Annotated in this window: 17 protein-coding genes and 1 tRNA gene; 8 read left to right on the top strand and 10 right to left on the bottom strand. The window is 70.8% G+C overall.

Translation table 11 applies throughout. The features are described 5' to 3' along the window. Positions 1-39: 39 nt before the first annotated feature. The 6 genes from ACFHNC_RS02090 to ACFHNC_RS02065 form a co-directional block, all read right to left on the bottom strand. A complete protein-coding gene (locus tag ACFHNC_RS02090; protein ID WP_437167543.1) occupies positions 40-1,395 on the bottom strand; it encodes a hypothetical protein in 1,356 nt (451 codons plus the stop codon). Beyond that, positions 1,392-3,023, bottom strand: coding sequence for a Dyp-type peroxidase (locus tag ACFHNC_RS02085; protein WP_437167542.1), 1,632 nt, complete (start codon positions 3,021-3,023; stop codon positions 1,392-1,394). Before ACFHNC_RS02085 ends, ACFHNC_RS02090 begins: the two co-directional genes overlap by 4 nt. A gap of 13 nt (positions 3,024-3,036) precedes the next feature. Then, positions 3,037-3,987, bottom strand: a complete 951-nt coding sequence (locus tag ACFHNC_RS02080; RefSeq protein ID WP_437167541.1) for a hypothetical protein — start codon at positions 3,985-3,987, stop codon at positions 3,037-3,039. A 15-nt stretch (positions 3,988-4,002) separates the two neighbouring features. Beyond that, positions 4,003-4,650 carry a hypothetical protein gene (locus ACFHNC_RS02075; RefSeq protein WP_437167540.1) on the bottom strand — a complete coding sequence of 216 codons (648 nt, stop codon included), beginning with the start codon at positions 4,648-4,650 and terminating at the stop codon, positions 4,003-4,005. Positions 4,651-5,109: 459 nt separating this feature from the next. After that, positions 5,110-5,493 carry a VOC family protein gene (locus ACFHNC_RS02070; RefSeq protein ID WP_437167539.1) on the bottom strand — a complete coding sequence of 128 codons (384 nt, stop codon included), beginning with the start codon at positions 5,491-5,493 and terminating at the stop codon, positions 5,110-5,112. Positions 5,494-5,503: 10 nt separating this feature from the next. After that, entirely contained in the window at positions 5,504-6,271 is a 768-nt protein-coding gene (locus ACFHNC_RS02065; RefSeq protein ID WP_437167538.1) for an alpha/beta hydrolase, read from the bottom strand. 117 nt (positions 6,272-6,388) lie between these two features. Here ACFHNC_RS02065 and ACFHNC_RS02060 point away from each other — a divergent pair, with 117 nt between their 5' ends. Beyond that, the gene (locus ACFHNC_RS02060; protein WP_437167537.1) at positions 6,389-7,474 is read left to right on the top strand and encodes an isocitrate/isopropylmalate dehydrogenase family protein; all 1,086 of its coding nucleotides are present in this window, start codon (positions 6,389-6,391) and stop codon (positions 7,472-7,474) included. Here ACFHNC_RS02060 and ACFHNC_RS02055 read toward each other — a convergent pair. The 3 genes from ACFHNC_RS02055 to ACFHNC_RS02045 are packed head-to-tail and all read right to left on the bottom strand — an operon-like array spanning position 7,471 to position 17,109. Beyond that, positions 7,471-10,356 carry a CHAT domain-containing protein gene (locus ACFHNC_RS02055; RefSeq protein ID WP_437167536.1) on the bottom strand — a complete coding sequence of 962 codons (2,886 nt, stop codon included), beginning with the start codon at positions 10,354-10,356 and terminating at the stop codon, positions 7,471-7,473. The genes ACFHNC_RS02060 and ACFHNC_RS02055 overlap by 4 nt on opposite strands. Then, a complete protein-coding gene (locus ACFHNC_RS02050; RefSeq protein WP_437167535.1) occupies positions 10,356-15,362 on the bottom strand; it encodes a two-partner secretion domain-containing protein in 5,007 nt (1,668 codons plus the stop codon). The genes ACFHNC_RS02055 and ACFHNC_RS02050 overlap by 1 nt, the downstream gene beginning before the upstream one ends. 13 nt (positions 15,363-15,375) lie before the next feature. Next, entirely contained in the window at positions 15,376-17,109 is a 1,734-nt protein-coding gene (locus ACFHNC_RS02045; protein WP_437167534.1) for a ShlB/FhaC/HecB family hemolysin secretion/activation protein, read from the bottom strand. A gap of 206 nt (positions 17,110-17,315) precedes the next feature. Between ACFHNC_RS02045 and selD the strand changes: the two genes are divergently transcribed. Genes selD through ACFHNC_RS02010 form a run of 7 tightly spaced genes read left to right on the top strand, consistent with a single transcriptional unit; the run spans position 17,316 to position 25,739 of the window. Then, a complete protein-coding gene (gene selD, locus ACFHNC_RS02040; protein ID WP_437167533.1) occupies positions 17,316-19,508 on the top strand; it encodes a selenide, water dikinase SelD in 2,193 nt (730 codons plus the stop codon). Continuing rightward, positions 19,505-19,726: a hypothetical protein gene (locus ACFHNC_RS02035; protein WP_437167532.1), complete on the top strand. Its 222-nt coding sequence runs from the start codon at positions 19,505-19,507 to the stop codon at positions 19,724-19,726. Before selD ends, ACFHNC_RS02035 begins: the two co-directional genes overlap by 4 nt. Further along, a complete protein-coding gene (fdh, locus tag ACFHNC_RS02030; RefSeq protein WP_437167531.1) occupies positions 19,723-22,896 on the top strand; it encodes a formate dehydrogenase in 3,174 nt (1,057 codons plus the stop codon). The genes ACFHNC_RS02035 and fdh overlap by 4 nt, the downstream gene beginning before the upstream one ends. Further along, on the top strand, positions 22,893-23,729 hold the full coding sequence (locus tag ACFHNC_RS02025; protein ID WP_437167530.1) for a 4Fe-4S dicluster domain-containing protein: 837 nt from the start codon (positions 22,893-22,895) through the stop codon (positions 23,727-23,729). The genes fdh and ACFHNC_RS02025 overlap by 4 nt, the downstream gene beginning before the upstream one ends. Next, on the top strand, positions 23,726-24,631 hold the full coding sequence (nrfD, locus tag ACFHNC_RS02020; protein ID WP_437167529.1) for an NrfD/PsrC family molybdoenzyme membrane anchor subunit: 906 nt from the start codon (positions 23,726-23,728) through the stop codon (positions 24,629-24,631). The genes ACFHNC_RS02025 and nrfD overlap by 4 nt, the downstream gene beginning before the upstream one ends. Next, the gene (locus ACFHNC_RS02015; RefSeq protein WP_437167528.1) at positions 24,628-24,930 is read left to right on the top strand and encodes a hypothetical protein; all 303 of its coding nucleotides are present in this window, start codon (positions 24,628-24,630) and stop codon (positions 24,928-24,930) included. The genes nrfD and ACFHNC_RS02015 overlap by 4 nt, the downstream gene beginning before the upstream one ends. After that, positions 24,927-25,739: a formate/nitrite transporter family protein gene (locus tag ACFHNC_RS02010; protein ID WP_437167527.1), complete on the top strand. Its 813-nt coding sequence runs from the start codon at positions 24,927-24,929 to the stop codon at positions 25,737-25,739. Before ACFHNC_RS02015 ends, ACFHNC_RS02010 begins: the two co-directional genes overlap by 4 nt. On the opposite strand, the gene ACFHNC_RS02005 is transcribed toward ACFHNC_RS02010, so the two are convergent. Next, a tRNA-Sec gene (locus ACFHNC_RS02005) sits at positions 25,740-25,833 on the bottom strand. Positions 25,834-25,839 lie beyond the last annotated feature (6 nt).

The raw sequence follows: 25,839 nt of genomic DNA, 5'->3' as shown, positions 1-25,839 counted from the left end.
CGGGAAGCAGACCAGCCGCGGCGATGCCGCGCAAGCCGGTCAGGCGGCGTCGAAGGTCACCGGAAAATGCACCGGGAAGGGCGTGCCGGCGCCATCCACCGGGCCCGCTCGCCGCAGGCCGGGCCGGCGCAGCAGCGGCTTCAGAAGCTGGGGGATGACGGCCTGGTTGATGTGGGCGCCGAAGCAGGTGTGCATGCCGTAGCCCCAGAGGATATAGGCCTCCGCCCCGCGCCCGGCCCGAAACGCCTCGGGCTGGGCGTGTGCGATCGGGTCGAACATGGCGGAGAGGTTGGCGGCCAGCACCATGGCGCCGGCCGGCACGCGCTGGGCACGCAGCGTGCCGCGCGCGATCACCGTCTGCCGCACCGCGCGGCGGTAAATGAAGGGGTTCACCGGGTCGAAGCGCAGCGCCTCCCACAGCAGCGCGGCCAGCGCGGCATCGTCATCGGCGCGGGCCGCGGCCTGCGCGGCTTCCAGCGCCTCCGGCCGGTCCAGCAGCGTATCCAGCGCCTTGACGCTGGCCTTGGACAGCGTGGGCACCAGCCCGATCAGCAACCCGATCAAATTGTTGCGGATGCCGAGGTCATCCATGCCCGGCACGCCCGCCGCCTGCAGCGCCAGGCAGCGATCCAGCACCTGGTCCGTGCCGGTGGGCTGCGCCTTGCGCGCGGCGATGGTGGCATCGAGATAGGCTCGGCAGTCGGCAGCACTGCGCATCGCCGCCTGCGTCACCGCTTCCTCGCCGGCCAGGTCCACGAACAGGTACCAGAACATCCGCGTGGTCCAATCGGCCATGATGGGGCCGGAGGGGCCGGGCGTGCCGAAGTAATGGCCGAGCAAGCCCGTCAGCACCGGCAGCGTCAGCGTGGCCGGCACGTCGATCCGCCCTGCGGAGGCCGCAACAATCGCCTCCGCCTGCTGCGCCACATACGGGATGACGATCTCCGGCACGTCGCTGCGCCGCACCGCCAACCGCATGTTGGAGACGTCGCGCGTATAGGCGGGGCTGTCCTGCATGCCGAGGAAGAAGTTCGCGCCATCGGTGATGGCGCGCATCTTCGGCTCATAGACCACGGCGAAGTCGGTCTCGCGCTCCAGCACTTCCGTCACATCGGCGTGGCGCGTGACGATCACGGTGCCAGTGTTTTCATAGGCCGCGATCAGCTTGCGCTTCAGCGCCAGGTTGGGCTTGGCGGCGCGCAGTAGGCTGAAGATTAGGCGCTGGTTCTCCGTCGTACCCAGCATCGCGGCAATGCGCTGGCCACGCCCCTCCGCGCCACCGCCATAGGCGCGGGCGCCACGGACCGCGAGCTTGCCCGCCGCCCCCAGTGCCGCCCCCGCCATGCCCAGCCGCACGCCGGCCGCGCCGGCTGCATTGCCGAAGAAGCCGCTCATGTCGGGTCCACGATCCCGGCGGCAATCATCCGCAGCGCCGTCATGCTCGGTGTGAAGAAATACTCGCCGCCGCGCGTCTCCACGAATTGCGGCAGGCGGTCGCAGATGAAGGGCGGCTTGTCGCCAGCGGGGTCCGCGGCGATGACGAATTTCGCGTCCGGGCCGTGGTTGCCGACGATCGGGCAGGTGTCGTTGCCGGTGTTGAAATCCAGCCCGTATTGCATCCATTGCTGCTGCACGAATTCGAACTGCCGGAACAGATTGGCGCAGGTCGCCAGCAGGACGATGCCGTGTTCCTGGTCATCCGTCGTCGCCCCCGGCACCGCCTCGCCATAGGGAAGGCCGCGGCGCAGGATGCGGCGGCGGTTGTTGAGTACGGAGCCGTTGAGCTGCTTCGGATCGTTGGACGCCAGCAGCGGGTCCATCATGTCCCGGGTATTGGACCTGCGCAGATGCGATCCGAAGGGGCACTTGGCGCCATGCGGATCACTGCGGAAGGTGAAATCCACCATCTCCCGTACCATTGCGGCAAGCGTCGCCTTGTCGTCGCGCTGTGCCGCCTCCGCGCGGCGCTGCTGGAAGGCGCGCCATTCGGCATAGGTGCCGGCGGCCATCAGCGGCACGCCGTCGGACCAGCGACCGGCGATCTTGGCCTTCAGCGTCTCGCAGGCTTCCTCCTGCTGCACCTGCATCACGGCGGCGAATTGCTCCGCCATGCGGTCCATCGCATCGCGCCAGGCGGCGACATTCTGGTGCAGCTTGCGATAGGCGACGAAGGTGCCGTTGCGGCTGAAGGGCAGCGGCATGCCGGCACCCGGAATCTCCTGCGATTCATCCGGATGGCCGAGCAGGAATTCGCCGGTGGCGAGCGGCGCCCAGCTCTGGTCCGGCAGCAGCTTGCCCTGGCCGATCACCGTGCCCGTCATGCGATCCGGCGCATATTGCCCGTCGAACACCGCATCGCCGATCGCATCGATGAAGCCAAAATGCTCCTTCGGGCTTGGCGTTGGGCTGCCGTCGGGGCCGCGGTCCATCAGCGCCGACAGGTCCTGCCAGCGTTCATCCGGGCCGCGATGGCCGGATAGCAGCGTGACCCCGCCATCCGTGGCCCGCACCAGCGCCTCGATCTCCGTCGTCACCTCATCCAGCCGAGCCACCGGCGTGCCATCCGCGTTCATCTGCGCGTTCAGTGTCAGCAGCACATGCACGCGCCGGCGCGGGTCGTCCTGCCACAGCCAGACGGGGTCCCAGGTCTCGCCGATCGCGTGCGGGAAATTGTCGCACAGGATGTCGGCGCGGGCCGGCATGCCATCGATGAATTCATCCGGCATGCCGCGCAGCGTGCGGATCGGTACGCCCAGCGCCAGCAGCCCCCAGAAGGTGAAGGAGACATTCACCGCGACCTGCGGGCGCGGCTGGAACACCGTGCCCGGCGGCGGCGCCTTGTCCTTGGAGGACGGCCAGCGCAGCGCCGTGGTCACGAAGGGCCGCACCATGTCGAGCAGTTTGCGTCCGGCCCGCGCATCCGCGACGTTCAGCAGCAGGAAGCGCCCCTTGGGAAAGCCCATTTTGCCATAGGCGGTCAGGACATTGCCCTGGATGTCCGCCAGGTCGAGCTGTGTGGCCATGTTCATCGCCTCCTCAGCATCGCACCACGCCACGGTGCTGGGTCGGTGCGGCTACATCCTCGGGCCGATGTGTCGCCAGGAAATCGCCGAAGGCGGCATGCAGCGCCTCGGGGCTCATGCCCTGCGTGTCCGTCGCAAACCGAGTAAAATGCTGTTGCAGGTACAGCGCCTTCAGCACCGATGGCAGGTCGGATCGCGGCGCCATGGGGAAGGGCTGCGCGCCGGCGGCCATCACGCGGGAATAGGCAAACCACAGCGCCAGCGGCAGCGCGACCAGCCCGGCCAGCGCCAGCCACAGCCAGTCATCCTCGAACAGGCCAAGGACCAGCCCCAGCACCAGCGCCCCGGCCGAGACGATCGCAGGCAGCAGCAGGTTCCGCAGCGGCAGCGGCGACAGCGGCGGCGCGCCTGGCCAATAGTCGTTGAACGGCATGGTGGTCTCGATCTGGCAGGCGCGAATCAGCCGCACGAAGCCGGCCGCATCCTTGGCGCGGTCATGGCCCTCGGTATGGTCCAGGATCTCGCGCAGTTCCGGCTCCATCACGGACCACAGATGCGTCAGGTAGTTCGCCAGCGCGGCGTCGCTGCCATCCGGCGCGTCGAAATCCGCCACGATGATCAGGTACGCACAGGGTAGCCGGTCCACCGGGTCCGTCACGCTCGGCTGCGGCGCCAGCTTCAGCGCGACCTTGATCGGGTCGCGCTGACCACGGCCGTTGAAGGCGACGTCGTCCAGAATGGCGAAGCGCGCGAAATGCGTGCGGTCGCTGCGCGCGAAGGGGCTGTTCACGCCGATCTTCTCGGTCGCCGGCGTCTGCAACGCTGTCGGCAACGCCACCAGCCGGCCGCGCAGCGCCTGGGCGTGGGAGGTGACAGTCGCATCGGTGCGCGGGTCGGTGCACAGCCCGGCGCGCACCGGGATCAGCACGGTCAGGAAGTAGTGGCCACCATCGAAATTCGGCATGGCTCGGGCTCCTGCTCAGGTCGGTGGCCGGCGGATAAGCGCCTCGCGGTTCAGGTCGGCATTCTGGGTGTCGTTGCTCGCCACCGGGGCATAGCCGTGGGAGGGCAGGTCGTTCTGCAGGGCGATGAAGGCGCGGCGGTAGGCCACCGCGAATTCCGCCGGCGTCATCGCGGCGTGCTGCGCGCGCAGACCCTCCAGCGCCGTCCAGACGCGCAGCGCCGCCTTGATGTCCCGCTGCGCCGCGCCCGGCGTGGCATTGTAGTAGTAGGCGCAATCCACCTGGTTGGCGCGGATGTAGTTCTTGAAGGGCGTGATCGGGATCGAGCCCGGATATTTCGTGCTGGAATACCAGAACAGGTCCAGCCCGTTCGGAATGCCGTCGCTGAAGGCGTCGATGTACTGGTCCCAGGTGCCGTTGAAGTTGCTGACGAACAGCATGTAGTCGTTCTCGATATCCGGCTTGCCCTGGCCGAGATCCGGCCACTGGTCGCGACGGATCATCACCCAGCGGGCGAAATGGATGATGGACAGGCCGAGCAGCCCGCCCAGTTGCTGCGGCTGCGTGCGCGCCACCATGAACAGCAGCCGGTTGATCCAGGTCTTCCACGGCCGCATCGGGGTGACCACGTTCATCCCATAGGCCTTGCCCGCGACGTTCGACATCGGCCACCCCCTTTCGCGCCGCAGCCTGCGTCGCGTGAATTCCGGCACGCTATCGCGCCGCGCGGTCGTTGCAAGACAAAACAACTCCCGCCGAGGTTGTGCGAAACGGTTGGAAACACTGCTTCGCGCCCGGCGGCGCTGATGCCGATGTGGAAGCAACCCGCCACAGAATCCGGCGCTGGCCTGGGACCCCCGAAATTGCCCAAAAATCATGGCACAGGCAGATGGAGTACGCCTCCCGCCGCACAGCCCGGGCAGGATCTCCCTCACGCGTCGGGGATTACTCTCCGGCCTGGTCGCCGGGGCGGCGCTGGCGCCGATGGGCTTGCGCGCGGAAGCCGAAGCACCCGGGAGATGGCGCCGCATGACGGCACAAGCCGCCCGGTCTACCAGCCGCTGGCGGAGGATTTGGCGCGGCAGCAGGCGCTTTTCCAGGCCGTCTTCGCGGCGGCCTGACCTTCAGGCGAACAGCTCGGCCACCGCCGGGTCGTGGAAGCGCTGCACCTCGATCGCGTAGCCGGCCGGATCCTCGAAGAAGAAATGCTCGATCTGCGGGCCGCGCTGCAGCGGCCCCAGCTTCGGCACGCCGGCCGCCGCCAGCCGCGCGTGCCACGCCGCCACATCCGGCACCACCAGTGTCAGCAGCGCGGCGCTGCGCGGCTGGTGGCGCAGATGGCCCTTGTTGCCATCGACGATGCCGAAATGGCAGTTCGGTGCGATGCGGTAGATGCGCGCCGTGCCCTGGTCCAGCACCAGCTTGAAGCCCAGCGCCTGCTCATAGAACGGGATCACCGCGGAGATGTCCGGGTAATAGAAGAAGGTAATGGCGGTGCCGGGCGTCATGCGATGGTCCTCACGCGATCAGTGCGGCGTGCAGCGCGCCCTGGGCGGGCGCATAGGCGGCGGCGAAATGGTTCACGCCGGGCAGCACGAAGGTCTCCGCGCCGGTGGCGGCCGCCATCGCCTCCGACTGCCGGATGAATTCCGGGCTTTCCGCCGGGCCCCAGGCCAGGCGCAGCGTGCCGCGAATGCGCGCAGCGTGGCGCAGCGGGCTGAGCGCCGCGGCCTCCGCCGCATCCAGCACCACATAGGCACGGCGCGCAGAAAGCAGCACGGGTTCCAGATCGTAGACGCCGGAGACCAGCGTGACGCTGGCGAATTCCGTCTCCGTCGCCAGAACCGCCGCCAGATGCGCACCGGAGGAATGGCCGGAGAGATGGATCGGCCCGCGTGGCCGCAGCCACGTGACGCAATCGCGCAGCTCCGCCACCACATCCGGCAACCGCCGCGCCGGCAGCAGGCTGAAATCCGGCACCGCCACCGCGAACCCCGCGGCTGTCAGCGCCGGCGCCAGGAAGCCCGAATCATCCCGCGACTGCGCCCGCCAGGCGCCGCCATGGATGTGCAGGTGAACTCCACGCGGCGTGCCCTGGGCCGGGTACAGATCCAGCAGATGCGGGCCGTAGCACAGCGTCTCCGGCTTCAGCGCCGCGCGGGCGGCGGCCGTATCCGCACGATAACGCGCCAGCCACTCCGCCATGTCCGGCGCCCAAACCCGCTGGTCATAGGCCGCATCCAGCGCCGCCTGGTCGTAGTCCAGCCAGACCTTGTCCTGCGTCATCGCCCACTCCCCGCCCGCTGCGCGCTTGCCACGGAAGCCCGCCACGCGGAAGCCCGGCTTTACCTGCGCCGCAATCCGCGCCACGGATAAGCCAAGGGATCAGGGAGGGATCGGTCCATGCCGACCAACGCGGTGCGGGTTGCGGTGATGCCGGGTGATGGCATCGGCGTGGAGGTGACGGAGGCCACCAGCTTCGTGCTGGAAAAGCTGGTGCGCCGCCACGGCCTTGGCCTGTCCACCGAAACCCTCACCGCCGGTGCCTTCGCCTATCGCGACACCGGCACCGCCATGTCGGAGGAGGTGTTCCGCCGGGCGGAGGCGGCGGATGCCATTCTGCTCGGCGCCATGGGCTGGCCCGGCATCCGCTACCCGGACGGCACGGAGATCGCGCCGCAGCTCGATCTGCGGTTCCGGCTCGGCCTCTATGCCGGCGTCCGCCCGATCCGCGCCATCCCCGGCGTGCCGCTCGCACTCAGCGACCCCCGGGCGCAGAAGATCGACATGGTCATCCTGCGCGAAAGCACGGAGGGCCTGTTCTGGGCGCGCGGCCGCGGCGAGATGATCGAGGACCGGGAGGCGCGGGACACCATGGTGATCACCCGCGCCACCACCGAACGCCTGTCCCGCTTCGCCTTCCGCCTGGCGGAGCGCCGCACTGAGCGGCTGCGCCGGCCGCAGAAGGTGACGCTGGTGGACAAGGCGAATGTCTTCCTCAGCATGGCGTTCATGCGCCGCGTCTTCGACGAGGTGGCGCAGGGTTTCCCGCATATCCCCGCTGGCCATCATTATGTGGATGCGATGGCCCTGGACCTCGTGCGGCGGCCCTGGGATTTCGACGTGCTGCCGATGGAAAACATGTTCGGCGACATCATCTCCGACCTCGGCGCCGGGCTGATCGGCGGCATGGGCTATGCGCCATCCGCCGATATCGGCGACACCCATGCGGTGTTCCAGCCGAGCCATGGCACCGGGCCGGACATCGCCGGCCAGGGCATCGCCAACCCCACCGCCATGCTGCTCTCAGCCGCGCTGATGCTGGACTGGCTCGGCACACGCGGCGCCGGCCAGGCCTGGTCCGATGCGGCTGTGGAGCTGGAGGCGGCTGTGGACGCCGCCTTTGCCGCCGGACTGCGCACCGCCGAATTCGGTGGCTCCGGCACGAAGGATGTGGCGGAGGCGGTGGCGGCGCAGCTTAAAGCCTAAAGCGCCCCCAGCACCGCGAAGGGCGCCCATTCCGCCGGGTGGGTGCCGCCGCCAACCTGCTTTTGCGCCAGTTGCGCCTTGCGCAGCGCCACCGCCGGCGCATCACCGTTCTGCATCGCCTCCAGCGTCAGCACGCCAACCCGTGCGGCGGCGATGTCGTCCACATACCAATGCGTCACCATCAGGGACCGCGCGCCGGCGAAGAAGAAGGCGCGCGCGAGCGTCGACAGGCTCTCCCCCGCCGCGATGCCGCCCCCCGAATTGCAGGCCGACAGCAGCACCAGATTCGCATCCAGCTCCAGGTCGAGGATGGTGCCGGAGGTGATCAGCGCCTGCGCCGCATCCGGCCCCGCCGCGGCGGTGGAGGCGATGATGGCCGGCTCCGTCAGGCAGGCCAGGTCGCTCGGCAGCACGCCGTGGGTGGCGAAATGCACGGTGCGGTAGGACCGCAGATCGGCCCGGCGTACCGCCTCCGCCGTGAAGGCCGCGCCGGTGCGGCGCGCGGTGGCGGGTGATCCGGTGACCAGGGCGGCGGCCTGCAGCTCCACCTCCGCCCCGCGCAGCGCCTCAAGCGAGGCCAGGCTCTGGCCGCATTCTGGCGCGGCCGGGAAGCTGCGCGCGGCAAAGTTAGCCGGCACCGGTCGCGGCGCGCCAAAACCGATCCAGGGCCGCGGCGCCTGGGATGGCGCGACGCGGCGCAGTGCCACCAGGCTGGCCGGCGCCGGCAGGTGGGAGATCGGCAGCCGGTCCAGCAGGAAGTCTGCGCCGACATGGCTGTCCGCCCGTGGCGGCGGCGCGGTGACCAGCAGGCCATAGGGCAGCGAAAGCATCGGCCCCTCCGCCACCGCCACCAGCGCCGTGGCGCGGCCCAGCGGCGCGGCGACGCCGGCGAACAGCGCCTGGTGCAGCGCATGCGCCGCCGCGGCATCGAAAGCCTGGCGGCCGGAGCCCGATTCCACCCCTGCCCGCACCCGCGCCACCAGCGCCGCCACCTCCGCACCATCAGCCCCAACCGGCGCCGCGGTGATGGCGCCATCCAGCAGGACAAAACTCCAGCCCCGGCCTTGCGGCGGGATGGTGCTCAGCACCAGGGCCTCCCCCGGCCGCAGCGCCGCCAGCACCTCCTCCGCACTTGCCACGGATTGCACGAGCTGCGCGAAGCCAGGGGCGGCGGCCTGCACGATGGCGTCCGCCTGCGCGGCTTCTTCCGCGCCCTGCCCGATGCGGCGGTCGAAGGCCGCCAGTTCGGCAGCCGGCGCACCGTCCGCCACCGCGGCATCGCGCGCTCGATAAAGCTGGACCAGCGCGCGCTCCGCATCGTCCTTGGCCCGCAGCGCCGCCGCCACGGCGGGGTCCCGCGCCCCGGCTGAAAGCCGCGCCGCGGCGCTGGCGATCTGCGTGGTGGTGACGCTGCCCTGGGCCAGTTGCGCGGCCTCGAAGGCCGCATCGGGGGCGCCCTGGGCAATGAAGGCATCCAGGCAGGGGGCGATGCGCTCCGCCGTCGTGCCCTCCCGCAATGCGCGCAGCACCCGCACCGCCTCCTCGCACAACGCGGCGATGGGGGTGCCGCCCTGCCGCTGCGCCGCCCGCAGCAACAGCGTCTCGGCATAGGGGCGGGAGCGTGGCACGCCGCGGGCGAAGCGGGCAGCGGCGCGGGCGAAGCTGGCATCGGCGCTGGCCAGGCGGCCAATGCCGGCGGCCGCCGCGCCATCCGTCCGCGCCAGCCGCGCCGCGATCAGATCCGCCCCCTCCGCCCCCTGGGCAGCGCGCGCGAGGGACTGCGCGGCCTCGGCCTCGGCGGCGGAGTCAGCGTAACGGCCCAGCCGGCGCAGCACCGCCGCGCGGTTGCGCCTTGCCTCCACCAGCCCGACCAGGGCGCGCGACGCGATCGGGTCCACCGCGAGGCCACCGAGGTCGAAGCCCGGCCCGCTGCCGGCCGGCGCAATGCGGCCGCTGCGCCATTCCGGCGGGACCAGCGCGGTGTACATCGCGGCGCCCCGTTCCAGCCGTTCCAGCGCCGGCACGAAGTCACCGCGATTGGCAGCGTGCAGCCCCTGGTAATGCGCCAGCATGGCCGGCGCCATCGGGTCCGCGGCGCGCGGCGCCAGCGCCGCCGCGCGGCCCAGCAGCGCCTCCGCCTCCGGGTAGCGGCCCTGGTTGGAAAGCTGCAGCGCCAGCAGCACCAGCGGCGTGAAGCGGCCGGAGGGATCGGCGCCCGGCACCCGTTCCTGCAAGGCAAGCGCGGCGCGATAGGCGGTCTCGGCGGCGACGAAGCGTTCCGCCTGGTTGGCGTCCCGTCCCACCGCCATCAGTTGCTCGAAGCGGCCGAGATCGCCGGTGGCAAACGCCTCCCGCGCCAGCCGTGTCGCCATCTGGTCGATGGCGTCGGAGGGCAGGGGCGCCGCCTCCGCGCTCAACCGGCCGGAGAGCACGCCGATGGCGCGTTCGGCCGCGGGCAGGGCCGGCAGCACGCCATCCGCCTGCCAGACCCTGCCGCCGCTTTCCGCGGCCATGGCGAAGGCCGGCCAGCCGCCAACGCGCCGGCGGCATTCCAGCAACGCCGCCGGCTGTCCGCCCAGCACCCGCGTGGCGCGCGGCGTCGTGCAATCGAGCTGGGAGGCCAGGGCGGCAGACAGGTTGGTGGCGCCGGCCATCGCGTCCGGCGCTGCGACGCTGCGAATGCGTGCGCTCGGCGCGGTCCAGTCGCCGCAGAACACATCCCCGCCGGTGCCACTGCGGGCCAGGCGGCAGGCATCCCCGGCCGGGGTCTGGCCAAGGTCCACCATGGCCGCGCTTTCGGACGGCCTGGACACCACGGCGGAGGGTGGCGGCAGGGTGCAGCCGGCCAAGGCGAGCAGCAGGAACAGCGGGGCCTTGTGCATCAGAAATCGCCTCCGCGAATGTTGGGCGGCGCCAGGTCTTCCGCCTCGGCGCGATCGCGCGCAAAGCTGCTGGTGACATAGGGGGCGGAGGGCCGGGTCTGCGCCACCGCCGCGGCCAGTGCCGCCGGGTCCAGGTTGTCGATCAGCGGCGCGGGGTTGTTCACGGCGGTGACGGCGCCCTCGGGCAGCGTGACGATCACGGCGGCCGGCGGTGGCGGCGTCACCGGGATTTCGGGCGGACTCACGGGCGGCACGCCCGGGATTTCGGGCAGCACCGGAATTTCCAGCTCGCCGGAGCCCTCGGTGGGCGGCAGCGGCGGCACCGCGCCGCATAGCGGCACGCCGATCGGGCAGCCATTGAACAGGAAGGCGGTCGGCTCCGGCGGGTCCGGCAGCGGGGTGCCGGTGGCGCTGCTGCGCCGCCCTTCCGCCGCGGCCGGCTGCCCGGTGATGCTGGCGATGGTGCCGGTCAGCAGCGCACCGCTGCCGCCGGAGACCTCCAGCGCCAGCGCGTCCAACGCCCCGGTGGCGCCGCCGCCGCCGCCCAGTTGCAGCAGCACCGGCGTGCTGGTGGCATCCAGCGTGGCGAAGGAGACGCTGGGGGCGGCCACGCGCAGCAGGCTGCCGGTGGCGATGCCGCTGAGGCTCGCCGTCTTCGCCGCCTCCACGCCGATCTCGCCCAGGGCGGAGATCAGCCCGGCCACCGCCACATTGTCGCCGCGCAGCAGCAGGTCGCCGGCACGCGCGATGGCCGAGAAGCCGTTGACCGTCAGCAGGCCGGTGGCATCGAGTGTGGTGACGGCGCCTGTCGCGGTGCCGTCGATCAGCAGGTTGCCCGCCTGGGTGATGGCGAGGGTACCGGCAACCTGAAGGATGCGCCCAGCCGGCAGCGCCAGCACCGGCGCCGTGTTGTTCAGCACGAAATTGCCGCCCCCGGCGTCGAAGCCGTTGATGGCCGCCAACTGGTTCGCCCCGCCCAGCGTCGCACCGCCGGTGGCACGGCCACTCAGCGCGGCAACCGAAAGCCCCGCACTCGGCGATTGCGTGACCGCACCGACCACATCCAGCGCCATGACCAGGCCGGAGGATTGCACCAGCCCATCCAGCAGCAGGTCGCCACTGTTGCGGAAGGCGATGTCGCCGACCGCCGAGACCGCGCCGAGCGCCGCCACGGTATTGAGCCCCGAAAGGGTAATCGGGCCGCCTGCATTCATCTCCAGCCGCGCCGCACCGATCCGCCCGACGCCTTCGGCCGCGATACCATCCACCGCCGCCAGCGCGGCCGTGCCGTTGGTCCGCACCAGCCCATCCAGCAGCAGCGCGCCGTTGACGCTAAGCGCGAAGCCGGCATCGGCCGTGAAGTCGCCGAGGCTGCCGATCCGGTTGCCGTCACTGGTCAGCGTCACCTGCCCGGCCACCGAACCGGTCAGCCGCGCCACGTCGAGACCGGCGCCCACAAGCTGCGTCACCCCGCCGAGGCTCCGCAGGTCCAGCGTGCCGTCCAGCGCCAGCGCGCCGCCGAGGCGCAGGCCGTTTGCCGTGGTCTGCGTCACGCCGCGGAAGGTGGTGGCGCCGAGCCGCAATGTCGCCGCCTCGATCGCCGCAAACCCTGCTGGCGTCAGGTTCAGGCTGCCGGCCTCTGGCGCCGGGAACAGCACGGCCATGTCGCCCGGCACCGCCGGCGCCACCTCCACCAGCCCGCCGCGGATGATGGCACCAGGCACCACGGACAGGTCCCCGACGCGCAGCGAAATGCGGCCGGCGCCGGCCTCCAGCCCGGCCGGTGCGCTGGCGCAGGCGGGGAAGCAGGCAGGTTCCGCCAGGCTCAGCGTGGCATCCGTCCGCAGGCCGATACTGGCCGCGGTGATGGTGCTGCCCGCCAGCAGGATTGGCGTGGCGCCGTTATCCAGCACGAATTCGCCGGGGATGGTGATGTTGCCCAGGCTGCCCGCGATGGCGTTGCGAAGCCCGGTCTGGTCGCCGCCACGGTCGAGAATCGCGCCGCCCACCGAGGCCAGGCCGAGGCCCTGCCCAACCAGCCGCCCGCCAGTCTGCTGGATACCGCCCGTGCCGGCGCCGAGGAACAGCGTGTTGAGGCCCCCCGCATCGCCCAGCGTGCCCGCCAGCACGAGCCCGCCGGCGAGGTCCGCGGCCTCCGTCATTTTGCTGAATCCGCCCACCAGCGCGAGCGCCCCCTCGCCATCCGCCCGCACCAGGCTGCCGGCGGCCAGTGTGGTGTTGCCGCTGGCGTTCAGCGTGACACCCTGCGCGGCGCTGACGAGTCCGCTGACCAGCAGGTTGCCGCCCGCGACATCGATGACGACGGAACCCCGCTCCGCGACGATCGCGCCAGCCAGTTCCGTCGAGGTGACGTTGCGAAGCCGCACGACATCGTTGAAGCCGCCGCCGACCAGTTGCTGCACCACGGCGATCTCATTGTCGCCATCGAGGCGAATCCCCTCCGGCGTTGTCGCATCCAGGCTGCCCACCAGCAGGCGCGAACCCTCCGCCTGGCTGATCCCGCTGCCGCGGGAGCGCAGGGTGAAGCCGCCGCCCACGCGGATATCGCCCGAAAGGTTGACCCCACCCTCCCCGCCCAGCGCCGTCAGGCTGAAATCACCGCCCACATTGCTGGGGCCGAGGCTGCCGATGCGGTTGCCGTCCAGGGCAGCCGGCGGCGTCACCGCCAGCGTCGCATCGCTCGGCGTGGTGACGCGAAGCTGATCGCTGACGAAGATCCGCCCGCCGGTCTGTGCAATGCCGCCGCTGCCGGCGATGAGGTCGAGGTTCAGCCCCCGGATCTGCGCGCCGCTCAGCAGGATGCCGCCGGCGCCCGCAATCAGCTCCACATCATTCGGGCCGCCCTCGCTGAAAAAGCCCTGGATGGTGCCAGACAGGCGCAGCGCGGCTGCGGCGGTGGCATCGGGCGCGCCGGATGCGAAGTCGAAACCCGCGATCAGGCGCAGCCCGTCGCCCTCCACACGTCCAGCCTCCGTCACGCTGATGTCGCCGCTCGCGCGCAGCGTCGCGGCGAAGGGACCGATGCCGGCGACCACCGTGCCATCCACCGCCAGGTCGCCGCCCTCGACATCGATGCGGAGCGTCGAAGCCCGCACCGTCGCCCCGGCCGGGATGGTCAGCGGCGCCGTGTTGCGGAACAGCAGGGTGGTGCCGAAGATTTCCCCCAGGCTGCCGATGGCATTGTCGCCCTGCAGATCCATCAGGTCGAAGACGCCGGGGATGCTGTCGGCGCCGCTGTCCAGCGTGCCACCGACGAATCGCCCGGCGCCGGCCTGCACGATGTTGTTGCCCAGGAAGCCGGGCGTCTGCAGGTTGATGCGCCCGGTCGCCGGCACCTGCGTCAGCGCGTTGATGGCGATCTGTGCGCCCGACAGCACGAGCACCAGCGCCGGGTCCGGGTCCTGCAGGATCAGCGGCGCGTTGATCGTGAGGGTACGGCCCGCCACCAGCGCCAGCCCGCCCAGCGCCTTGGTCAGCGCGACCTCCACCGTCAGGTCCTGCGTCGCCTCCAGCCGCAGATTGCCGGCAAAGCCGCCGACCACGCCGGTGGCGATGAAGGAATCATTGCCCTCGCCGCCACTCAACACGCCATCGGCCAGCAGCGCCGGGTCGATATCCACCCGCGGGTCGTCATCGGCGACGATGGTCAGGAAGATGGGGTCGAGCAGGATGCTGCCCGCCGCGCCCTGCGGCGCTGTCACATCGATGCCGCCGGTGATGGCAAGCCGCCGCTGGCCGGAGACCTCGACAAAGCCGCCATCGCCGCCCTGCGGCCCACCACGGGCAGAGATCGCGCCGGCATGCACGGTGGTCTCGGTCGAATTGACTAGCACCTCCCCGCCCGCACCGCGCTCGGTCGCATCGGCGCGGATGGTGGCGCCGGGGGCGATGGTGGTGCGCCGCGCCATGCGGGGGGCAACCGGGCCGCGCCGGTCCGTACCCAGCGCCACGCGCCCGCCACCGGCACGGCCGGACGCCTCGATGCGCGCGGTGCCGGTAACCGCGACCCGATCAGCCTCCGCGGCGATGCTGCCGCCGGTGCCGCTCGGCTCCGGTGCATTGGCGGTGACCTCGCCCTCGATCCGCACGGAACCACCGGTGCCGCGCACCAGCACGCGCCCGGCCGCGGCACCGCCGGTGCCATCGGCGGCGATGCGCCCGCCGGCGCGGACCAGATCCTGCACGATGCCATCGGCGGCCTGCGCCGTCAGCAGCACGGTGCCGCCGGGCGCGTCGATCATGCCGGTGTTGCTGACCAGCGCCTCGCCATTCGCGGGCGCCCGGCGCACCGGGCCGGTAACCTCCAGCGAGAGCAGGCCGTCGCCATGCAGGTCAATCGCATGCGTCTCCGCACCGCCCAGCACCACGCGGCCCAGGCGGGCAGCGATGGTGCCGCGATTGGCCACCTGCGGCGCCACCAGCGCGGCCAAGCCTGCCTCGCGCACCGTGATGCTGCCCTGGTTCTCCACCCGCGCGCCCGGCTGCCCGGGGCGGTCGAAGGTCAGCCGCGGGCCGCCGGCCATGAAGGCCTGGTCGCTGATATCGGCGGTGGAGATGATGACGGATTGCGCCTGGATCTGCGCGCCCTGCGTCACCAGCACGCCGGATTGGTTGACCAGCGCGATCTGCCCATTCGCCGTCATCCGCCCCGCGATGACGGAGGGATCAGGCCCGGTCACGCGGTTCAGCGTCATCGAACTGGCGGAGGGCTGCTGGAACTGCACCGTGTGGTCGCGGCCGATGTTGAAGCTGCGCCAATCCACCACCGCGCGGTCGGAGGATTGCTGCACGCTGGTCAGCGCGGGATTCTGCGCGATGCTGGCGCTGCCAGCCACCACCTGGCCACCCTGCGGCCGCGCATCGGGCGCGATCTGCGCCATTGCGCCAGGGGCGCTCTGCGCCAAGGCGCCGCCGGCCATGATCGGCACCAGCGCCGTCCCGCAGAGCAGGGCGCTGCGCCAGTTCCGGGTACGGGCTACGGCCATGGCGAGGATCCCTTCAAAAACGGGCCAGGACGCGCCAGAACAGCGCATCCGCCTTGACCTCGGCGGCACCCGGGTTGGGCCGGCGGGTCAGCCGGCGCACCCCCTCCAACTGCAGCTCCACCACCTCATTCACCGGCATCCGCACGCCCAGGCCGGTGGAGCGCAGCCGACGGTCCGGGTCCTGATCCTGGTTCTCCCAGGTCCGTCCCTGGTCGTAGAAGGCATAGACGGTAGGCAGCAGCCGCAGCGGCGTGCCCCAGGCCTCCGTCTCGACACTGGTCGTGAGCTGCAATTCGACCGAGGCGGCCAGCGCGCGGTCGCCCGTCACTTCGCCTGCGTAGAAGCCGCGCCCGAGCCGGGCGCCGCCGACATAGAACTTCTCCGACAGCGGCAGGATGTCGTCCGACCATTGCCCGGCCAGCGTGCCGACCAGCGCCACATCGGCGCCAGCCCAAGGCTGGAACAGCGCCTGGCGGCGGCTGACCTCGAAGGCCAGCTTGGTGAAATCCACCTGCGCGCCCAGCCGCGCCGCATCCACATTGCCGGTGCGTTCCGCGCCCAGCACCTCCAGCCCGCGTGACAGCCGCAGGGCGGCGCTGTTGGCGGCGGGGAAGGTCTCGCCCAGCAGCAGGTCGAACCGCGCCCATTCGGCGCCGATCCGCAGCACCCGCAGCGAATCCCGGCTGAGCCGCGTGGCGCGGCCATTGGCGCCGTCGATCTCGATCTCGCTCTCGATCAGGTCGAACTGGCCGGTCAGCAGCAGGGATTCGGACCGGCGGCGGATCAGCGGGTAGGACAGCGCGAGCCCCGCCGTCGTCGTCTCCCCCTCGTAGCCGATGCCGCGCAGCGCGCCGGAGGGTGTGGCACGGCCCTGCCCGGCCTGCACCCGCGCCCGCAGGCCGGAGCCGCCAAGGAAGAATTCTGTGGCCGCCTGGCCGAAAATCTGCGTGCCGCCAGCCGCGCCGAACAGGATCAGCTCCGTCCGCTCGCCGAATTCGGTGAAGCTGTTGAACTGCACCGAAGCCAGCCCCTGTTCCGGGCCGGTCAGCCGATAGGCGCGATTGTCGGCGGTGACATAGCCGGTCACGGGCCGGCGGCTGACCTGCGCCACCAGGGTCAAAGCGCCGGGCGCGGTGCCGGCCGGGCGCAGCACGCTGCGGACGCTGACGCCGGGGATGTCCTGCGCCAGCAGCAGCGCGCGTTCCAGGCTGGCGACGTCCAGCGCCGGGCGGAGGATCAGCCGGTTCAGGAAACGTAGCACCTGGGTGCCGGCGGGGCCGATATCGCCCTCCAGCAGCACCTCCGTCACATGGCCTTCCGCCACCACCAGGCGGAGATTGCCCTGGCGGTCCAGCACCGCATCGACCGCGGTGAAGACGTAGCCTTCCTCCCGGTACAGGGAGACGAGGGCCGCCCGCGCCGCCTCCACCGCGGCCAGCGGCACGGCGGGGCCCGTCAGGCCCTCGGTCAGCGGCGCCAGCCGCGCCGCCGGCAGCACGGTGGCGCCCTGGATGGCGACGGTGTTGATCGTGAGCGTCCCGGCGGGCGCCGCGGCCGGGGCGGCCGGGTCCGTGCCGAGGCCGGGTCCGACAGGCGGCGCGACAGGCGGTGCCAGGCGGGGGATGGGGGAACCCTGTGGCGGCGGAACGGGCGCCTGCGCCACAGCGGCACCGCTCAGGCAAAGCCCGATCAGGGTGGCCCAACCGGCCTGGGCGAAGATGCGGGCGCGTCGTTCTGTACCGGTCATGCCGCCCCGCCTCATGCCGTTTCTGGCGCAGTAAAGGTTATAGCTAGGCGACTGGAATGTGATTGCGAAGTGGCAAACTCGTGATTCGGTTTCCGTTTGTTTCGCCCCGACTGAGCGCGCGGTGCCGCATCGTGAAATGAACGCAGGCTCCACCCCCGCGTTGGCTCGACACCCCTGCAACGATGCCGGGTGCAGCAGGGGATGTCATGCGGAACGACGGGCCGGTGGATCGGGAATTGGTGTTGCTCGGCGCCGGCCACGCGCATCTCGGCGTCCTGCGCCACCTGGCCGGCCACCCGCCACCCGCCGGCACCCGCGTGACGCTGGTGGCGCGGGAGGCGGAGGCACTCTACTCCGGCATGCTCCCCGGCCTGATCGCCGGCCGCTTCCACCCGCGCGACTGCATCCTGGACCTGCCCCGGCTGGCGCGCGCGGCCGGGGCGCGCTTCCTGCGGGCGGAGGCGACGGGGCTCGACCTCGCCGTCGGGCGGATCATGGTTGCCGGGGATAGGCCGCCGCTGCGCTTCGACCTGCTGTCGCTGAACAGCGGCGCGGCCCCGGCGCTGGCGCCCGGGGCGGCCGAGCACGCACTGCTGTTGCGCCCCTTCGACAGTTTCCTGGCCGGCTGGGACCGCCTCCTGGCCCGCGCGGCGCGGCGACCGCTGCGGCTGCTGGTGGTGGGCGCCGGCGCCGCGGGGCTGGAGGTGGCGCTGGCGCTGCGCCATCGGCTTGGTGCGGCCGCGCATATCGGCCTGGTCGGGCGTGGCACGGCGCCACTGCCCGGCATGGCGCCGGCGGCAGGCCGCGCCGCCACGGCCGCGCTCGCCGCGGGGCAAGTGGCCTGGCATGGGCATGCGGATGTGGTGCGGGTCGCGCCGGATGCGCTGTGGCTGGCCGATGGCCGCGCCCTGCCCTGCGAGGCAGCGATCTGGGCCGCCGGCGCGGCGGCACCCGCCTGGCTGGACGGCAGCGGGCTGGCGCGCTGCCCACGGGGCTTCATCGCGGTGGATGCGGCGCTGCGCAGCCTGTCGCATCCCAGGGTCTTCGCCGCGGGCGACATCGCCAGCGTGCTGCCGCATCCGCGCCCGCGCGCCGGCGTCTTTGCCGTGCGGCAGGGCGCGCCGCTGGCGGCCAATCTGCACCGCGTGCTGGCCGGGCGTGCCCCCCGCCCCTTCCGGCCGCAGCGGCGCTACCTGGCGCTGGTCTCCACCGGCGATGCGGCGATCGCGAGCTGGGGCGGCCAGGCCGCCGCCGGGCGCTGGGTGCTGCGGCTGAAGGATGCGATCGACCGCCGCTGGATCGGCATGCAGGACCGGATGCCGGCCATGCCAAAGCCGGGGCGACCCGCGCCGGAAACGATGCGCTGCGGCGGCTGCGGTGCCAAGCTGGCGGCCCCGGTGCTGGCGCGGGTGCTGGCGGCGCTGCCGCAGGCGGAGGCCTCGCCCGATATCGTGGCGGGGCTGGAGGCGCCGGATGATGCCGCGCTGCTACGCCTACCGAGCACACCAAACCGGCTGCTCGTGCAGACGGTGGACATGTTCCGCGCGCCCGATGCGGACCCTTTCCTGTTCGGCCGCATCGCCGCCACCCATGCGCTGGGCGACATCGCGGCCATGGGCGCCGAGCCCCGCGCCGCGCTGGCCATCGCCGCCCTGCCGCCCGCCGCCGAGGCGGTGCAGGAAGCCGATCTTCTGGCCATGCTGCGCGGCGGGCAGATGGTGCTGGAGGCAGAAGGCGCGCGCCTGGTCGGCGGCCATACGGCGGAGGCGGCGGAGGCGATGCTCGGCTTCGCCATCACCGGGGAGGTGGCGGCGGAAGCCCCGCTGCGTCGCGGCGGGTTACGCGCGGGCGATGTGCTTTTGCTGACCAAGCCGCTCGGCACCGGCACACTGCTCGCCGCTGCCATGGCCGGCGCGGCGCGGGCGGATTGGGTGGAGGCGGCGCTGCGGCAGATGCAGGTGAGCCCCTTCCCCGCGGCGCGCCTGCTGACGGCCCATGGCGCGACGGCCTGCGCCGATGTCACCGGTTTCGGGCTGCTCGGCCATCTGCTGGAGATGCTGCGTGCCTCCGGCGTCGCAGCCCGGCTGGACCCTGATGCGGTGCCGGCGCTGGAGGGGGCGGAGGCGATGCTGGCCGCCGGCCATCTCAGCACGCTCGACCCTGGCAACCGCGCCGCCGCGCTGCCCCATCTTGTGGGCATCACGCCACGGCTGGCGCTGCTGCTGGACCCGCAGACGGCGGGCGGGCTGCTGGCGGGTGTGCCCGCGGCCCGGGCCGGCGCCTGCCTGGCCGCGCTGCGGGCGGTCGGCTGCACCGCGGCGGCCATCGGCCTGGTTGAAGACGGCACCCCGCAGATTGCCCTGGAACCCGGCTGCATGAACGGAGTTTCACCCGCATGAGGCATTCCGCAACCGGGACCGTGCTGTACGCGCAGGAGGGCCGCTTCCGCCTGCTGACGCCGGACGGGCGCGGGATCCTGTTCATCCTGGCGCATGATTCCGCCGTGCAGTCGCAAGATTTGCCCGGTTTCGTGAATCGCCAGGTGCGCGTCACCCACAGCGCCGCGCCGGGTCTGCGCGCGCAGATCGCCCATTCCATGCAGGAGACCGCGCGATGACGAAGCCCCCCGCCCGTCGCATCGCGCGCATCGCCAGGGACTGGTCCGTTCCGCGGCAGATCGCCGGTGCGCCGCATCGCGGCAAGGCGGCGGAGAGCGAAGCCTCCCGCACCCTGCGGCCGCGGCTGGAACAGGCGGACAAGGTCGGCACCTCGATCTGCCCCTATTGCGCTGTCGGCTGCGCGCAGCTCGTTTATGCCAAGGACAACCGCCCGATCCACATCGAGGGTGATCCGCGCAGCCCGATCAACCAGGGCACGCTCTGCCCCAAGGGGGCCGCGACCATGTCGTTGCTGACCAGCCCGGCGCGGCTGGACCATTGCCTGCATCGCGAGCCCGGCGGCACCGCATGGAAGCGCGTGAAGCTCGACTGGGCGATGCAGCGCATCGCGGAGCTGACGAGGCAGACACGGGATGAGGGCTTTGTCAGCCACCTGCCGGATGGCACGCGGCTGAACCAGACGTTGAGTGTCGGCTCGCTTGGCGGTGCCACGCTGGACAATGAGGAAAACTACCTGATCAAGAAGTTGTTCTCGGGGGGCCTCGGCATGGCCTTCATCGAAAACCAGGCGAGGGTCTGACACTCCTCATCGGTGCCCAGTCTGGGCGCCACCTTCGGCCGGGGCGCGGCGACGCTGCCCCAATGGGACCTCGCGCACGCGGATTGCGTGCTGATCATGGGTTCCAACATGGCTGAGAACCACCCCATCGCCTTCCGCTTCGCCATGCAGGCAAAGCAGAAGGGCGCCACCATCATCCATGCCGATCCGCGCTTCACGCGGACCAGCGCGATGGCGGATATCTACGCGCCGCTGCGCGCGGGCAGCGACATCGCCTTCCTCGGCGGCATCATCCGGCATGTGCTGGAGAACGACCTGTGGTTCCGCGACTTCGCGCTGCCCTACACAAACCTGTCCACCATCATCGACGAGAATTATGAGGGGCCGGAGGAGCTGGCCGGCCTATTCTCCGGCTGGTCGGAGGAGACGAAAAGCTACAGCCCGACGAGTTGGCAGTATGAGGGGCTGATGGTGCCCTCCGCCCTCGCCGCCAGCTTCCTCGAGGCGGAGGGTTTCGCGGAGGCGACGAAGCGGCTGCATGACGGTCCGACGCCGAAGGACCCGACATTGCAGCACCCGCGCTGCGTCTACCAGATCCTGAAGCGGCACTTCGCCCGCTACACGCCGGAGATGGTGGAGCAGGTCACGGGCTGCCCGCGCGCCACCTTCCTGCAGGTCGCCGATGCCATGGCGCGCAACAGCGGGCGCGAGCGCACCGGCACCATCTGCTACGCCGTGGGCTGGACGCATCACAGCACCGGCGTGCAGATCATCCGCGCCTCCGCCATCCTGCAAGGGCTGCTCGGCAATGTCGGCCGCCCGGGCGGCGGCATCCTGGCGCTGCGCGGCCATACCAGCATCCAGGGCAGCACGGATATCCCGACACTGTACGACATGCTGCCGGGCTACATGCCGCAGCCGCATGCGATGAAGCCGCACGGCAATCTGGGGGAGTATCTCGAATCCGAGACCAGCCCGACCGGCTGGTGGAACAACTTTCCCAAATACGCCACCAGCCTGATGCGCGCCTGGTATGGCGATGCGGGGACGAAGGAGAACGGATTCGGCTTCGACTACCTGCAACGCATGACCGGCGACCATTCGCAGTTGCCGATGACGGTGGCGATGCGCGACGGCATCCTGAAGGGGCTGTTCGTCATGGGCCAGAACCCGGTCGTCGGCGGCAGCAACAGCCGCCTGGTGCAGCGCGGCCTGGCGAAGCTGGACTGGATGGTGGTGCGCGACTTCGCCGAGACCGAGACCGCGAATTTCTGGCGCGACGGCCACATCATCCGCGATGGCGAAATGAAGCCCGAGGATATCGGCACCGAAGTCTTCCTGATGCCAGCCTCCCTGGCGGGCGAGAAGGCCGGCAGCTTCACGAATACGCACCGGCTGATCCAGTGGCACGACAAGGTGGTGGATGCGCCGGGCGAGAGCCGCTCCGAATTGTGGTTCACCTACCATCTCGGCCGGCTGCTGAAGGACGCCTATGCCACCAGCACCCGTGACGAGGATCGGCCGATCCAGGCGCTGACCTGGGACTATCCGGTGGATGGCGAGGGCGAGCCGGATGCGGAAGCCGTGCTGCGCGAAATCAACGGCTATACTTGGCCGGAAAAGACGCAGCTCAGCGGCTTCTCCGAGCTGAAGGATGATGGCTCCACCGCCTGCGGCTGCTGGATCTATTCCGGCGTCTTCCCGGAGGCCGGCAAGAACCTGTCGCGCGCGCGGGAGCCGGATGCGCCGGATGGCCCGGGCACGCATCTGGGTTGGGGCTTCGCCTGGCCGGATAATCGCCGCACGCTGAACAATCGCGCCTCCGCCGACCCCGCCGGGCAGCCCTGGTCGGCGCGAAAGAAGCTGGTCTGGTGGGATGCGGCGGCGGAGAAATGGGACAGCCCCGACAAGGTGGATTTCCCGCCCGATAAGCGCCCGGATTTCGAGCCGGACTGGGACAGCAAGCCCGCCGGCATCAAGGCGCATCGCGGCGACCAGCCCTTCATCATGCTGCCGGATGGCGTCATCGGCCTGTTCGTGCCGAGCGGCCTGAAGGATGGCCCGCTGCCGGTGCATTACGAGCCGATCGAAAGCCCGGTGCACAATGCGCTGTATGCGCAGGATGCGAGCCCCGCGGCCAAGCGCTGGGAACATGGCGACAACCCGCTGCACGAGACGGACGACCCGCGCTACCCGCATGTGCTGACCACCTACCGCCTGACCGAACACCATGCCGGCGGTACGCCAACCCGCAGTGTGGCCACCACGGCGGAGCTGATGCCGGAGGGGTTCTGCGAGATTCCAACGGAACTCGCCCTCGCACTCGGCATCCGCAACACCGAATGGGTGGTACTGTCCACGGCGCGGGGCGAGGTGCAGACGCGGGCGCTGGTGACGGACCGGTTGCGGCCATTCCGCCTCGGCAACCGCCTGGTCTGGCAGCTTGGCATGCCCTGGCATTTCGGCTGGGAAGGTTTTGCGACCGGTGACATCGCCAATGTGCTGACGGCCGTCGTCGGTGACGCCAACACCGCGATGCATGAGAACAAGGCGCTGACCTGCGCCCTGCGGCCCGGCAAGCTGCGGCGCGGCAAAGGAGTCCCGGCATGAGCCAGCGCCAGGAGGCGGAACTCACCGCTGGCTGCATCATCGAGCCGGGCCGCAGCTACGGCTTCTTCACCGACACCACACTATGCATAGGCTGCAAGGCCTGCGAGGTAGCCTGCAAGGAATGGAACGGCCTGCCCTCCGAGATCGGGCCGATGACCGGGCAAAGCTACGACAATACCGGGGAGCTGAATGCCAGCACCTGGCGGCACGTGACCTTCAAGGAGAAGATCGCGGACGCGACCGCCATGCCGCCCTACCAGTCCAACTGGCTGATGATGTCGGATGTCTGCAAGCATTGCAGCCCAGCGCCGTGCCTGGAGGCCTGCCCCACCGGCGCGCTGTTCCGCACGGAATTCGACACCGTCGTGGTGCAGCAGGATATCTGCAATGGCTGCGGCTATTGCGTACCGGCCTGCCCCTTCGGCGTGGTGGAATTGGCGAAGGAAGACGGCAAGGCCCACAAATGCACGCTGTGCTACGACCGACTGAAGGGCGGGCTGGAGCCGGCCTGCGCCAAATCCTGCCCCACCGACAGCATCCAGTTCGGTGAGATCGGCGACCTGGTCGCACGCGCCGAGATGCGGGTTGAGCAGCTGCACGAACAGGGGCAGCCAAAGGCCTATCTCTACGGCACGCCGGATGCGCCCGGCACCGGGCCGGGGCTCGATCGCCTCAACGCCTTCTTCCTGCTGACGGAACAGCCGGAGACCTACAATTTGCCGCCCCGCCCGAAGCGCCCGGGCCGCAATGCGGCGCCATCGTTCCTGACAGGCCTCGCCACCATGGCGGGGCTGGCGGTGGCCGCGGTGATGATCGGAGTGGGACGGCGATGAAAGAATGGAACGGCGAGACCTATCACGGCCGTCCGGTCACCAAACCCAGCAGCTTCGATTGGAAGGTCTCTGCCTATATCTTCATTCTCGGCATTGCCGGGTCCTCGCAGATCATCGCGGGCGTGGCGCGGCAGGATAGCGGCGTGGCGCGGCAGGCGCGGTGGCTGGCGCTCGGCGGGTCGATCCTTGGGCCGCTGATCCTGATCCGCCACCTGAAGACGCCGTCGCGCTGGTACAACATGATGCGGATCGTGCGGCCGACCTCGCCGATGTCGATGGGGTCCTGGCTGCTGGCCGCTTTCGGCGGGCTGAGTGCGCTCAGCGTATTAGGCGATCTGTTCGGCCGCCGTTGGCCCTTCGCGCGCCGCGTGTCTGAGGTCGCGCAGGGGCCGGCCTCGATGGCGGGTGCGGGGATGAGCGTCTACACCGCGTCCCTGCTCTCCTCCACCAGCACACCGCTCTGGGCCGCGGCACCGGCACCGCTCGCCGCACAATTCGGCAGCGCAGCGATGGCCGGTGCGGCCTCCGTCCTCGCGCTGCTGCAACGGCGGGACGGGGAGGATGATGTGGCACACCGCCTCGAACGCCTGGCGCTGCTGGCGGGCGGGGTGGAGGCGGTCGCCTCCCGGGCTGCCAAGGCACAGTGGAAGCTGGCCGGGATCGAGCCGGCGAAGAAGCCGGCGGCGATGATCGAGGGCGGCGGCACCATCGCCGGCTTCCTGCTGCCCTTCGCCGCGCAGGCGCTCGGCCGCGCAATCGGTGGCCGCGCGGCGACGCTGATGCCGGAGGTTGCCTCCATCGCCATGCTGCTCGGCAGTGCCACCATGCGCCAGGGCGTGCTGCTGGCCGGCAATGAAAGCGCCAAGCGGCCGCAGGACGTGTTCCGGACGACGCAGCGATGAGCGCCGAATCCGAAGCCCGCAGCGCGGCACTCGCCTCGCTCGACCGGCTGATTGCCGTCATGCCCCCGGCCACCGTGGAGGAAGCGATGCAGGCGCTGCGCTGTGTGGTCGCGCTGCGCGACCTGCTGGTGGCGGAACGGCGTGCGAAGGGCGCGAGCGCGGCGGTTGATGCGCGGCTGGCCTGCATCAATGCGGTGCTCAGCCTGACCTGGTCAGGCGCCGTGCCGGTTTCCGGTTTCCGGCGCGAAAGGCTCGAGCAGGCGCGCGCGGCACTCCAAGGCAGTGAGGCGATGGCATGAGCGACGCACAACCGGGCGATATCCGTCCGCCGAAAAAGATCGCCATCGCGACGCGCCAGAAAGGCAAGACCAAGGCTGCGCTGGATGCGCCCGTGCTGCTGATGCTGGCTATGCTGGCCGGCGCCTATGTCGCCTTCGGTGGGCTCTTCGCCATGACGGCGCTGGCCGGCACCAGCGACATGATGCCGCACGGCCCGGCGCAGGTGCTGGCCGGCGTGGTGTTCTCGCTCGGCCTCATCCTGGTGCTGCTGGGCGGGGCGGAGCTGTTCACCGGCAACACGCTTCTGGTGGTGGCCTGGGCGGAGGGCCGCGCGAATTTCGCGCCCATCCTGTGGGCGTTGCTGCTGGCCTATGTCGCGAACTTCGTAGGATCTGTCGGCATCGCCTGGCTGGCGTATCAAGCTGGGCTGCACGAAGCGGGCAATGGTGGTGTCGGCGCGGCCGCTTTGGCGACGGCGACGAGCAAGGTGAGCCTGGAATTCTGGCCAGCGATGGCGAGTGGCATCCTGGCGAACATGCTGGTCTGCCTGGCCGTCTGGCTTGCCTTCGGGGCGCGCAGTGCGGCGGACAAGGTGCTGGTCATCATCCCACCCATCGCCGCCTTCGTCGCCATGGGCTTCGAACACTCGATCGCCAACATGTCGCTGATCCCCTTCGGGTGGATGGTTCAGGGGGCGGTGGGGCCGATCGATCTGGGCAGCTTCTTGGGCAACCTCGTGCCGGTCACCCTCGGCAATATCATCGGCGGCGCCAGTGTGGGCCTTGCCTATTGGTTCGCCTATCTGCGGCCGCAGGAAGACACGGCCTGATGGCGGAGGCGGATGGGAATCGAACCCACCATCCGGTTTTAGCGGACCGACGGTTTTGAAGACCGCGGGGGCCACCAGGCCACCAGTCGCCTCCGCCGGT

The organism is Falsiroseomonas sp. E2-1-a4, assembly GCF_051433165.1.
GTDB lineage: Bacteria > Pseudomonadota > Alphaproteobacteria > Acetobacterales > Acetobacteraceae > Falsiroseomonas.
The sequence above is the reverse complement of the archived record's forward strand: the minus strand, read 5'-3'. Positions and strand labels throughout refer to the sequence as shown.